Origin of the sequence: Thalassobellus citreus, assembly GCF_044385915.1 — a bacterium.
Lineage (GTDB): Bacteria > Bacteroidota > Bacteroidia > Flavobacteriales > Flavobacteriaceae > Thalassobellus > Thalassobellus citreus.
Map to the genome: position 1 here is coordinate 300,637 of NZ_JBISCC010000122.1, position 13,268 is coordinate 313,904.

The 13,268-nt window shown below is 32.6% G+C and carries 8 protein-coding genes; 2 read left to right on the plus strand and 6 right to left on the minus strand.

Annotated elements, in window-relative coordinates; all coding sequences use genetic code 11:
• Nucleotide 1: 1 nt before the first annotated feature.
• From pdhA to porU, 4 genes are all read right to left on the minus strand, one after another.
• Nucleotides 2–1,000: a pyruvate dehydrogenase (acetyl-transferring) E1 component subunit alpha gene (gene pdhA, locus ACH5TX_RS08895; protein ID WP_439339150.1), complete on the minus strand. Its 999-nt coding sequence runs from the start codon at nt 998–1,000 to the stop codon at nt 2–4.
• Between the two features lie 212 nt (nt 1,001–1,212).
• A complete protein-coding gene (gene cdd, locus ACH5TX_RS08900) occupies nt 1,213–1,695 on the minus strand; it encodes a cytidine deaminase (RefSeq protein ID WP_439339151.1) in 483 nt (160 codons plus the stop codon).
• Between the two features lie 95 nt (nt 1,696–1,790).
• A complete protein-coding gene (porV, locus tag ACH5TX_RS08905) occupies nt 1,791–2,993 on the minus strand; it encodes a type IX secretion system outer membrane channel protein PorV (RefSeq protein WP_439339152.1) in 1,203 nt (400 codons plus the stop codon).
• Between the two features lie 32 nt (nt 2,994–3,025).
• Complete coding sequence (gene porU / locus ACH5TX_RS08910; RefSeq protein WP_439339153.1) at nt 3,026–6,904, minus strand: type IX secretion system sortase PorU; 3,879 nt, start codon at nt 6,902–6,904, stop codon at nt 3,026–3,028.
• 265 nt (nt 6,905–7,169) lie between these two features.
• On the opposite strand from porU, the gene gldJ reads away from it, so the two are divergent.
• The gene (gene gldJ, locus ACH5TX_RS08915) at nt 7,170–8,867 is read left to right on the plus strand and encodes a gliding motility lipoprotein GldJ (protein WP_439339154.1); all 1,698 of its coding nucleotides are present in this window, start codon (nt 7,170–7,172) and stop codon (nt 8,865–8,867) included.
• Between the two features lie 85 nt (nt 8,868–8,952).
• A complete protein-coding gene (locus ACH5TX_RS08920) occupies nt 8,953–10,233 on the plus strand; it encodes a UDP-N-acetylmuramoyl-tripeptide--D-alanyl-D-alanine ligase (protein WP_439339155.1) in 1,281 nt (426 codons plus the stop codon).
• 309 nt (nt 10,234–10,542) lie between these two features.
• Here the strand turns inward: ACH5TX_RS08920 and ACH5TX_RS08925 are convergent, their stop codons facing one another.
• On the minus strand, nt 10,543–11,541 hold the full coding sequence (locus ACH5TX_RS08925; protein WP_439339156.1) for a PorP/SprF family type IX secretion system membrane protein: 999 nt from the start codon (nt 11,539–11,541) through the stop codon (nt 10,543–10,545).
• 14 nt (nt 11,542–11,555) lie between these two features.
• Nucleotides 11,556–13,268 (minus strand): MopE-related protein (locus ACH5TX_RS08930; RefSeq protein WP_439339157.1); only part of this gene is annotated, 1,713 nt, incomplete at its 5' end.

The window sequence follows — 13,268 nt, forward strand, 5'->3', positions numbered from 1 at the left end:
CTTATATTTTATGTTGTATAAATGGGAAATCTTCTTGTTCGTAAACCATATCGTAAAGTTGTTGTTTAGGTGGGAAAGGAGATTCCTCTGCAAATTTCTCACATTCTGCAACTCTTTCTTTTACGCGTTTATCAATTACTTTAATATCATCTTCAGAAGCATATTTCTTATCAAGAATCACATCTTTTACTTGTGTAATTGGATCAATTTTTTTGTACTCTTCAACTTCATTTTTCGTTCTATAATGTTGAGCATCACTCATTGAATGTCCTCTATAACGATACGTTTTAAGTTCTAAGAAAGTTGGCCCTCCACCTGTACGTGCACGTTGAATTGCTTCATCAAAAGCCTCGGCAACTTTAATAGGATTCATACCATCAACTGGACCACAAGGCATATTATAACCTAAACCTAACTTCCAAATTTCAGTATGGTTTGCTGTACGTTCTACAGAAGTTCCCATGGCATATCCATTGTTTTCACAAACAAATACAACGGGAAGATTCCAAAGCATAGCTAAATTAAAAGTCTCATGTAAAGACCCTTGTCTTGCAGCACCGTCACCAAAGCAACATAATGTTACACCATCTACTCCATGAAATTTATCTCCAAAAGCAATACCTGCTCCTAAAGGAATTTGTCCTCCTACGATACCATGACCACCATAAAAACGATGCTCTTTTGAAAAAATATGCATAGAACCACCCATTCCTTTAGAGGTTCCTGTTACTTTTCCATAAAGTTCAGCCATAACACGTTTAGGGTCTACACCCATCCCTATTGGTTGCACGTGATTTCTATAAGCTGTAATCATCTTATCTTTAGTCAAGTCCATAGCATGTAAAGCTCCTGCTAATACAGCTTCCTGACCGTTATATAAGTGAAGAAATCCTCTTACTTTTTGTTGTATGTATACGGCAGCTAGTTTGTCTTCAAACTTTCTCCAGAATAACATATCTTCATACCATTTGAGGTAAACCTCTTTTGTGATTTTTTGCATCGACTAATATATAGGTTTTACTTAAGCGAACCACAAAAGTAATACTTTGAACGTTATTGCGAAAACCTAAATTAATTAAAGTATAAAAAATATCAAAAAAAAAGCAGTTTATACACAAGATTATGTATTTAATAATTTTTTACAATAATTACTATTGTTTTGAAAATTTTAATCGATTACATTTTGTAAAAACCATGAATTATTTAAGATTTTTACAATACCGATTTATCAAATACTAAAGGTAATAAATTTGCAAGCGACCTAGATTTAACGATTTTCCCCTTCTCTCCCATAAAATAAATTTCTATAGGTGCTTCTTGTTTAACTTCATATTCTGCTATAGCTTGCCTACAAGCACCGCAAGGGGGAATAGGCGCTGTAGTTGTTTGCCTTTTTGAGGCTGCTGAAATTGCCATTCTCAAAACTATAGCTTCTGGATACTGAGAACCTGCATAATAAATAGCCGTACGCTCTGCACATAAACCAGATGGATATGATGCGTTTTCCTGATTGTTTCCTGTAACTATTTCTCCGTTATCTAAAAGCAATGCGGCACCAACATAAAATTTAGAATAAGGCGCATAGGCTTTCTCTCTAGCTTCAACAGCTTTTTGCATTAACATACTCACATCTTCTGAAAGCTCTTCTAAGTTTTCGAAAACATATAATATAGATTCTATTTTTACTTCCTTCATAAATTATTAATATTAATAAAGTTAAGAAACTATTTTAAACAAAAAAACTATTGCTAATAGCAATAGTTTTTTGAAACTTCTTTATTTAATCATTTCTAGTATTCGTTATATTCACCGTCTCCAATATTAAACGTTAAAGAAAAACGTAAGGTGTTTTCTAATGGACTTTGCACTTTTGATGCAGAAAATAAATATGATAAATCTATATTAACCACGTTAGCCTTAAACCCAGCCCCTAATGCTAAAAATTTTCTAGCACCCTTATCTTCACTTTCGTTAAAATATCCTGCTCTAAAGGCAAACGAATCTTGATATACATACTCCGCACTAAGTGCCCAAGTAAATTCTTTTAATTCTTCACTAAAACCATCTGGCGCATCACCAAACGACTGAAACATTCCTGATAAAAAACTTACATCTGGATCTTTTCCGCTAACAATAATTGTTGGCTCATCTCCATCTTGATTTTCATCTCCATCAGTATCAACATAACCATAAACAGGTGGAGTAGGTACTAATAGTTTAGCTATTTCTGCAGTAACTGCTATTTTATTATAATTATCAAATATAAAATCGAAACCAGCTCCTAAACGCAAGTTTGTTGGCTGAAAATTTTCTTGTCCACCTTCGTCATATTTAAATTTTGGACCTATATTTTGAATTGCAAAACCTGCTCTCCAACGACCATTAAAATCTGAATAAGCTTCTTCTTCACTTTGATAATACCCTGAAATATCAACTCCAAAAGTATTAGCAGGCGTTGCATCACCATCAACTCCGTTAAGCCTTAAATTTGAACGTAAATAACGCATTGCTACAGACATAGCAAATTGATCAGAGAGGCGTAAAGCATATGAAGCATCAAGAGTTAATTCGTTTGGTCTTTGAATTAAAGCTTCCGAAAATTCATCTGTAACAAATTCTATATCACCTAAAGAAAAATATTTTAAACTTAAGGCAAAAGCACTACGATCATCAATTCGATTAAAATAAGTAACATTTCCTAAAAAAATATCATTTACCAACTTACTCAAATACGGTGTATAACTAACACCTATACCAGATTTGGTTTCTGAAAAGACATATTTGGAAGAGTTCCATTGTTGAGAAAAGGCATCTACAGAAGTAGCAACACCCATATCTCCTAAAGCTGCTGCACGAGCATCTGGAGCAATTAAAACAAAAGGAACACCTGTTGTTATAACTCTTCTATCTTGATTAGGAAAAATAATAGTTTCTTGGGCATTTACTTTTAGTACAAAAGCAAATGCTATTAATAGCAATAATTGGTTTTTCATGAATTAGTTTTATTTAGCAAATATAATTGTTTTTATAATATTACAAGTTTCTCTATTTTTTCTACTTTTTTATTTAAAAAGCTTGAATACACTTTAAGTTTATAAATATAAACTCCTTTTCCTATTTTATCTCCAAAATCGTCTCTACCATCCCAAACAATATCTCTCGACAAGGAACTTGTAGTTATTAGACCTCCTTTTGTTTGACCATTTAGTGTTCTAACCAATTTTCCAGAAACAGTGAATATCTGTATAGAAACGTCTAAAGGCTCCGAACTATTGTGATTAAACCAAAATTCTGTATAATTTACGAACGGATTTGGATAATTAAGCACATTATTTATAACCAATTCTTGATCTTTATCATAGACAACAAACTGAATTTCAGACACTGAAGAATTATTATAAACATCCCATGCTTTTAATGTTAAAGTATGAAGACCTGGCTCTAAATCTCTAAAAGGAAAACTTAAAACTCCTTTTTTATAATCATCAACTTCTGTTTGGTAATAATCATTTAAAACTATTGGATTTGTTTCATCTCCATCAATTATTGCTACAATATCATGACCTATACCACTTGCTGTATTTATACCATTTTCATCTTCCATCTTAGCAAGTAATGTCGGTGATTCGTTTGTTATACCTCCTGAAACAAAATTCTCATCGTTCATATACAAAGTAATCACTGGCCCTATATTATCTTCGGCTGCATTTTCATTTATGCCGCCAATTTTAACAGTTCCAACACTTGCTCCAGATGTATCTTGAAGTAACTCTTCGTTTTTAGCATAAAAACTTACTTTACCAAATCCAACAGGAATCCCTATATCTTTAGGTACAACAAAATCGAATTCGAATTGCCCATTATTAACTGACGCTTGTCCTCTAAAAATAATTTCTCCAAGCGTTTTAAAATCTAACTTAACTAACTGCCCATTTAAACGCGTACCATCATTTGCTAAAGTTTGTCTATCAATAGATTTATCGTAAATAGTTGTAGAAAGCGTACCAGTATAATTATTTAATACATTCCCAGAAACATCAGTTACCTCTCCTGCTAATTTAACATAACTTAATGCTTTTAAAGTATCTTTACTTTGTGTAATTGGCACATCATTAATTTTTGTTAATCTGATATTTGGTTTTGAAATCGCAAGTTTCATCGCTGGATCTCCAATAAAAAACACTAATCGCCTTTGGGAATTAGATGAAATAAACGGATCGTTTTTTGTTAGCATTAAAGCTTCTGCCATTGAAGGATACTCATAATCTTCATATGTATCATTATCACTATAGGAAAACAAATATTGCCCCAAGGTATTGTTAAAAGTAATCGCAAAATTCACAAAAATCTGTCTGGTAGTTGTAATCAAACCTATAGCTCCTGCTTGCTTATTCCAATAAGTAAACTCTCCTGCTGTTTGCCTAAACGGATTATCAAATTTTGTAAACTCACAAGTTACTGTTACAAAACAATTCAACTTATAAAAATTCCTTAATCCCTGAACATCTGGTTTTAACAAAATACGCTCTTGCGCCAAACCATCTTCTCCACCATGACCAAAATAATTAACGACTAAAGCACCATTATCGATAGCATTTGCTAGTTCTGCATTTACTTTTGGATACCTGTTTCCACCTGCTGATGATTCTTGTTTAAATGCATCTGAATGTATCTTTACCACATTCATAAATGATTTTTCCTGAGCCACCAAGTTACCTACATTATCTGTAGTTTCTTGCAATATACCTTCCCAATCTTTATCAACATCATCAGAGACTACCACAAAATTATTTCGCCAACTTCCTAATGCCTCTTTTGAATAGTAGGACTCAACTTTATCAACCATTTCTTTAGCTTGCTGAGGAGAATCAACTAACATACGTCCTACTGCAATATCTAATTTATTACTTGTAGTCATTGTTCCTTCATTATCATCCATCATACCGTAAAAATCATCAGAAACATATGAATTAGTTAAATTAAAGCTTCCATAAGAGTACCATGAAGGAACAATATTGGTATTATTCTGAATTCTATCTTTATAATCAAAAGAACCATCTCCAAATAAACATAGATATTTTATTCTATTTTCTGGTACACTTGCATTATCATAAACATATTTAACCATATTTCTGATTGCACCTACATCTTGATTCCCTGTACTAAACTCATTATAAATTTCATCTAAACCAAAAACTTTCACATTTAAGCCATACTGCTTTCTATTAATTTCTGCTAAACGTTCCGCTTGACTCAATAAACTATTTGGCGACACTATTATATAATCTACATCCTGAAACTCACCTTCTTCATTAATAAAAACTGTACCTTTTATATTCTGATTATTTACAATTGTATTAGAATCAAACTGAGGCTCATAATAATCTGATGGCGTTATTGCTACATAGGTTTTTAAAACTCCTAATTGCGAAGTAAAACTAAGATTTGAAGCTGAACCTTCATTTTCGAAATTTGAAACATTGTAAATATCTGTTACATCCCAAACCTCAGAAACTTGAGAAGCATTTGAAATATTATATTGTCCTATACCAGAGCTAGAAGCTACAATACTGTTTTCAAACTGAAACTGTTTTTCGCGAAAATTTAACATGCTAGTTCCTTTAACAGATATATAATCTAAATAACCTAATGCACTTGGATTTCCTTGATTATTATAATTAAGCTCTACAGATACTAATGATGAATTCACATTAATATCTCCAACAAAAGCTCTTTCTCTTGCCAAACTGGGACTTAATACAGCTGCTATAGATAGTGTAGTGATTGAATTACCATTTACCAAAAGCTCCATTGAAGTTACTGTAGCAGAAGCTGTTGCCACATAAACTTTTAAGTTTATAGGTTCTGATGTTACTAAATCAGGAAAGTCAAACTCGAATTTCTTATTAGAATCTACATCAAATCGCTCCCCAAACCAGCGTCTTCCTAAAAAGGCGATATTATATTTATCAATTTCATGATACTTATAACTTTCATAAGTATCAATAACTAAATCTATAGTTCCCGTTGGCTGAGAAAATGGCTGAATTCGTTTACCTGAACCAGAACTAACATTAATAAAATAATACGTTTTATCTGTATAACAATTAATATTGGTATTACTTTCTGCATTAAATTCTTTTGGTCCTTGAGCATAAAACAAGATATAATCTTGTGCATCAAAAACCCCATCTTCCTCTCCAATAAATTTTATTGCATTTTCTTGAACATCTATAGGATAGGAAACCGAATTAGAATATGGAATCATACGCCCTCCATTTCCATACAACTTAATGTTTCTAGGATCTACATTATTAACATTAACACCTAAACGTTGTAAAAAACTTCGAGACAACTTAAAAACCCCAGTAGTATCTACATAAAATTTATACCATTCACCAGAATTCAACACAGAATTACTTACAATTTTAGTTTTATTTGTTTTTTTAACTGCTGACAACGTATTTGCACCAAGACTATAATTTAATTGAAATGATATAATCTTTTTATAAACGCCATTTTCTCCCTTAATAATTGGAGATAGTTGAAAAAAAGCAAATAATTTATTTCTAGCCCTAGAATTATTTAAGCTGAATTGTAAGCTATTTGGAATGTTATTGATATTCAAATCCTTTAAATCAGATTTAGAAATAGAAGCATAAGCCACATTACTAATAGTAACTGAAGATTCGTTTATAACACTAGAAATCTCCCATTGATCAACAAACTTTAAACCTGAATCAAAATCATAGCTTAAATTCTTTTTATCAAAAGATGGTATTTCGATAGTATATGTCCCGGCAGAAATTACCTGAGACTGCTCCCAAGTAAGCACATATTTTTTTTGCTGAGAAAACACAGCAAAACTGCTAACCAAAAATAATAGTAATAATTTTTCTTTCATTGCTAAAATAACGTCATTAAAAGCCTGTTATTATTAATTAAAAACAACAATTTTAAAAACAGCATCAAAAATACAATAATAAATTTGTAAAACATGCGTTAATAAGTCACAAAAGAACGATTGAAAACAGCTAAATCATCGTTGTAATACATGAAAAACAAGGTGAAATACACTTTTTTTTGGTTAAAATGCAAAAAATAGCTTGCGTTGTTAGGTTTAATTCTTATATTGCAGCTCCAAAAATATTATTAGCTTACTTAAAAGTATGGATATGAAAAAAGTAGTAGCATTCAAGATTTTGTTTGTTTTGACTTTAACGTTAGTCTCAACTAGTTGTAAAAAATCTTCGAGTTCAAACAATAGCTCTAGAGCTACAGGTTGGCAAATAAACTCCAGAGAAGGCGGTTTTCAATACAATTCAGATTTCAAAGAACAGGAAACATCTCCTGGCTTAGTCTTTGTTGAAGGAGGAACCTTCACTAAAGGACGTGTACAAGATGATGTAATGCATGATTGGAATAACAGTCCAAATCAGCAACACGTTCAATCTTTCTATATGGATGAAACTGAAGTTACAAATGCCATGTACATGGAGTATTTAGATTGGATAAAAAGAGTTTATCCTCCATCTGACGAAAATTTTAGAGCCATTTATCATGGTGCTTTACCAGACACACTTGTTTGGAGAAACCGTTTAGGATTTAACGAAGTTATGACAGACAACTATTTACGTCATCCTGCCTATGGAGAATATCCAGTAGTTGGTGTAAGTTGGATTCAAGCAGTTGAGTTCGCTAACTGGCGTTCTGACCGTGTAAATGAATATAATTTAGAAAAAGCAGGCTACTTAAAGCGCGATGCAAAAATACTAGATGTAAATGCCGACTCTAACTTTAGTACAGATACTTATATTAATGCTCCAACATTAACTTACGGAGGAAACGAAGAAGTTATTAATGGTGAAACTCGTGGAAGAAGAAATGTTCAAACTGACGCTGACGGCAATGAAACTGGAATTTATGCTACTCGTGAAACTGGAATAATTTCTCCAAAATATAGACTACCAACTGAAGCTGAATGGGAATATGCCGCTTTAGGATTAAGTGAAATAAGAAGTTATAATTTATACCGTGGGCGTAAAAAATACCCATGGGATGGACAATATACACGTTCTGGAAAACGTAAAACAAAAGGTGACCAAAAAGCTAATTTCAAACAAGGAAAAGGTGATTATGGTGGAATCGCAGGATGGTCTGATGACGGAGCAGATATTACAAATGCTGTTAAATCATACGAACCTAACGACTTTGGATTATATGATATGGCTGGTAATGTAGCCGAATGGGTTGCTGATGTTTACAGACCTATTATAGACGATGAGTTTAACGACTTTAACTACTACCGTGGTAATGTTTATACCAAAAACGCCATTAATGAAGATGGCAGTGTAAAAATAGTTACATTAGATAATATTGTTTACGATACATTATCTAATGGAAAAGTTGTTGCAAGAAACTTACCTGGTGAAATATTACAAGTTCCTGTTGATGAAAACGAAACTTATTTACGTACTAACTTTGATAAGAGCAACGAAATAAACTTTAGAGACGGAGATAAACGTTCTTCTCGTTATTATGAAGATTTTAACGATGATGAAGAAATAGATGGAGAAACAAAAGAATCAGACACAAGAAAAATGTACAATTCTCCTAAGCATAAAATTACTAGAGATTCTTTAGGAAATATTATTAGAGAATATGACAAAGAAAACAATAGAACGTCTTTAATTAATGATGAAGTTAGAGTTTACAAAGGTGGTTCATGGAAAGACAGAGAGTATTGGTTAGATCCTGCTCAAAGACGTTACTTCCCACAAGATATGGCTACAGATTACATCGGCTTTAGATGTGCTATGTCTCGTGTAGGGTCAAAAAGTAAAGCAAAGCAAAAAACAAAAAACTAGATAAGTTTTTTCATAATAAATTAAAAGTCCTAACAATTAGTTAGGACTTTTTTTATACATTTAATTTTAATTTAAAATCTCATAATTGGAAATTAAAGACATACACACATTATTTTTACAATGTAACAGCGTTTGTACTGATACCAGAAAAATTCAGGAAAACGATCTGTTTTTCGCCCTTAAAGGCGATAATTTTAACGGAAATACCTATGCTAAAAAAGCACTAGATAATGGTGCTAAATATGCAATAGTAGATGAAGCTGCATTTAACACGTCTCCAAAGACTATTTTAGTAGACAATGTTCTTGAAACTCTTCAAGAATTAGCTTCTTTCCATAGAAACCACCTAAAAACACCCATTATTGCACTTACAGGTAGTAATGGAAAAACAACAACCAAAGAACTCATTAACGCTGTAATATCTCAAAAATTTAATACAACAGCTACTTTAGGTAATTTAAATAACCACATTGGTGTACCATTAACTCTATTATCTATGAATAAATCTACAGAAATAGGTATTATTGAAATGGGAGCTAACCACCAAAAAGAGATTGAATTTCTATGCAACATAGCACAACCTGATTATGGATTAATAACAAACTTTGGAAAAGCACACCTAGAAGGTTTTGGAGGCATTGAAGGCGTTATAAAAGGCAAAAGCGAAATGTATGATTATTTAATAAATAACAACAAAACCATATTCGTAAACGCTAATGATTCCATCCAAATTGAAAAAACAAAAACAGGTAATAGAATCAGATTTGGCAATGATGAAACAAAAAGTGATGTTGTTATAAATTTAGTAAACGCTAAACCTTTTGTTAGCCTAAGCTACAATAATCTGAATATACAAAGTCAACTTATTGGAGAATATAACTTTAACAATATAGCTGTTGCAATAACTATTGGTAATTATTTTAAAGTTGAAGACAACCAAATTAAATCAGCTATTTCAAACTATATCCCTACCAATAATCGATCTCAAATCATTGAAAAAAATTCTAATAAAATCATTTTAGACGCCTATAATGCAAACCCAACAAGCATGCGAGCTGCTTTACTTAATTTTGAAAAACAAGATGGTAATAAAATAGCTATACTAGGTGATATGTTCGAACTTGGGAATGAAGCAGAAAAAGAACATCAAAACATTGTAGACTTAGCTATTTCTTTAAATATAGATAAAATCATTTTTGTTGGGGAGAATTTTTATAAATCAAACCTTAATTCTAAAAAAACAGATAAGTTTAACTCTTTTGACGCCTTTAAAGAATGTTTTGCCCCTTCTCTAATTAAGAATACTTCTTTTTTAATAAAAGGCTCAAGAGGCATGGCTTTAGAACGCTCATTAGAACTCATTTAAAAAAACCAACAAAAAAGTGCCTAGAAAAAATAAACCTAGACACTTATTTTAAAGTCCTCCTTAAGAACTAATTAATAGCAATTACAAGTTGCGATACTAAGACCAAACATACAATACCTATTTTTAGGTATTTTTTTTCATTTCAACATACAAATTGAACCGTTTATTGATAAAAATAAAAAAGGGGATTCTAGTTATCATAAAATATTTATAGTACTTTAAATTATTGAACACTAATTTTAGTTTTAACTTAGCGTTATATTAAAATAATGCTTAGTTTCTTTTTAATAATAAATTGCTTTAGTTTTATTAATTCACAGCAGGACACATACAACTGTAACGTACTTTTCTGCAATTGAAATTATAGCCTAATGAAATTTGATGAAACCCACTATTAGTAAACACTAACGAATTAGACTGATAGGTATAATTATATGCTACCATAAACTCTTTATAATTAACACCTATAATTGGAGAAAGAAGCTGTAATTTTTGACTACCAATACCAGATCCATCTAAATATTCGGCACCATCAAAACTTTGTCGGTATGAAAGTCCTCCCCAAAGTTTACCAAATGCCATTGCTTTATAAACTTTCATATTAATATCTATTGATGCTTCACTGGTACCATCTTTATACATAAACATAACAGAAGGCTCGTAACTTAAACCTTCATTCAATCTTCCAAAAACACCACCAACCATTAACAAATAGCGTCTTAAATTACTAGTAATTTCAATATCATTATTAACACCAGAGTTCTTTAACAAATTCTTCACCGTAGCATGTGCATAATAATCTAGAAAGTGATAGGAAAACCCAAAATCCATATTAAAATTGGTTTCGTTTTGTACAACTCCTCCAATAATAGGATCTAGACCATCTAACGGAAACGATGTTTCATCTAACTTATATTGAATAAACCCTACACTTAACCCAAAAGACAACATATTTAAATCGACCTCATTTCTTGAAAACATAAGATGGTGCGCATAGGTAGCATAAGCACCTGTTTGAGAGTGGTATCCATTTTTATCAGTATATACAATACCACCAAATGCAGAAGGCGAATCAGTGATCCTACCATTTAAGCTTAATGTTGAAAGCTTAGGGGCGTCTTCATGCCCAAACCATTGTTGTCTACTTGTGATCCTAACTTTAGAACAAGTTGCAACTCCCGCCATTGAGGGATGAATTAAATAGTAATTATCGGTTAAGTAATCTGTATAAATAGGCAATCCTTCTTGTGAAACACTAACAGAACTTACCAATAAACCTACTGCTAGTAATATATTTTTTATTTTCATAAACAGCTATTTACTTATCGTTTTAGGGTAAAATGCCCTTTTAACGTTCTACCATCATTATATAAAATAAGATACCAATAATCACTTGTAGGTAATGGTTTGTTTTTATAAGTTCCATCCCATCCTGATTGCAAATCACCTACTTCTTTAATTAACTTTCCATAACGATCATATATAGTTATGGAACTTATATTATTCAAGCGATTAGGCACCACCCAATTATCATTGCTACCATCGTTATTGGGAGTAAAAAACTGAGGAGGTGTTTGAGGTCTTTCTGTTGTAAAACTTTCTTCTGCACATCCCATAGCTATTTGAACATTATTATAAGGAACAATGCTTACATATATTTCTGTTCGGTAAGGAAGGTTTTTTGGTAAATTATAACTTAAAACATCACCTACGTCTAAAGCATTTACAATATCGGTTCTTCCTGGACCTGTTCCAACTGTTATGGTATAACCTGTTGCATCTAAAACAGCATCCCACGACAAATCTGTATCATTAAGCACATCTGTTGCGCCTTGCAAAGGGTTATTTAAGCTTGTACATGGTAGTGGTAGTATTATAGTGAGCATAAAATTCTCCTCTGATGTACATCCTGAACTTTCGCTATCATAAATATAGAATGTTATAGGATATGAAGTAAAATCCTCAAAACTAATGCTATCACCAGCATAATATACTGTTCCTACTCCCAAAGATTCTGTATAATAAGCTTCATTTCCTGACAAATTTGAACCATTAATAGTTGGAAAGGTAAAACTTGTAAACACCGTTTGGTCAATTAAATCTTGAACTTGTGGTTCTGGAATGATACCATCACAGTTATTATCAAGTCCATCACAAAGTTCTGGTGCACCTGGGTAAACTGTAGCATTAGCATCATTACAGTCGGTGTCATTGGTTACGTATCCTATTGGCAAAGAACAGGCTTGAGTACTACTGAGACTATCACCAAAACCATCTCCATCAGTATCTGCGTAATAAGTAGTGGTTACGCCCTCGTCTATTTGTCCATCGCAGTTATTATCTATACCGTCACAAATTTCAGTCGCATTAGGGTTTATATTCGCATTGGTATCGTCGCAATCTGTATTATTTGGCACATAACCAGCAGGAGCCGAACAAGCTTGAATGTTTGTTGCTGCGCCCCCAAAGCCATCACCATCAGTATCAGCATAAAAGGTAGTTATGACTCCTTCATCTATCTGTCCGTCACAATTGTTATCTATACCATCGCAAACTTCAATCGCATTTGGGTTAAGATTAGCATTCGTATCATCACAATCGGTATTATCTGGTACATAACCCGTTGGTGCAGTACAGGCTTGTACGGTATTTGAAGCATCCCCAAAACCATCGCTATCGGTATCGGCATAAAATGTAGTCTTTACACCTTCATCTATTTGTCCGTCACAATTGTTGTCAAGACCATCGCAAAGTTCTGGCGCATTCGAGTACACTGTGGCATTTGCATCATCGCAATCGGTATTATCAGGCACATAACCCGTTGGCGCAGCACAAGCTTGTACGGTATTTGAAGCATCACCATAACCATCTCCATCGGTATCGGCATAAAACGTAATCATTACACCTTCATCTATTTGTCCGTCGCAATTGTTATCAAGACCATCACAAAGTTCTGGGGCATTCGGGTACACCGTGGCATTGGTATCATCACAATCTGTATTATCAGGTACATAACCTGTGGGTACAGAACAAGC

What these genes read in the sequence shown, in the direction of transcription:
- pdhA (WP_439339150.1), bottom strand. Translation starts at nt 1,000, where the DNA reads ATGCAAAAAATCACAAAAGAGGTTTACCTCAAATGGTATGAAGATATG.
- cdd (WP_439339151.1), bottom strand. Translation starts at nt 1,695, where the DNA reads ATGAAGGAAGTAAAAATAGAATCTATATTATATGTTTTCGAAAACTTA.
- porV (WP_439339152.1), bottom strand. Translation starts at nt 2,993, where the DNA reads ATGAAAAACCAATTATTGCTATTAATAGCATTTGCTTTTGTACTAAAA.
- porU (WP_439339153.1), bottom strand. Translation starts at nt 6,904, where the DNA reads ATGAAAGAAAAATTATTACTATTATTTTTGGTTAGCAGTTTTGCTGTG.
- gldJ (WP_439339154.1), top strand. Translation starts at nt 7,170, where the DNA reads ATGGATATGAAAAAAGTAGTAGCATTCAAGATTTTGTTTGTTTTGACT.
- ACH5TX_RS08925 (WP_439339156.1), bottom strand. Translation starts at nt 11,541, where the DNA reads ATGAAAATAAAAAATATATTACTAGCAGTAGGTTTATTGGTAAGTTCT.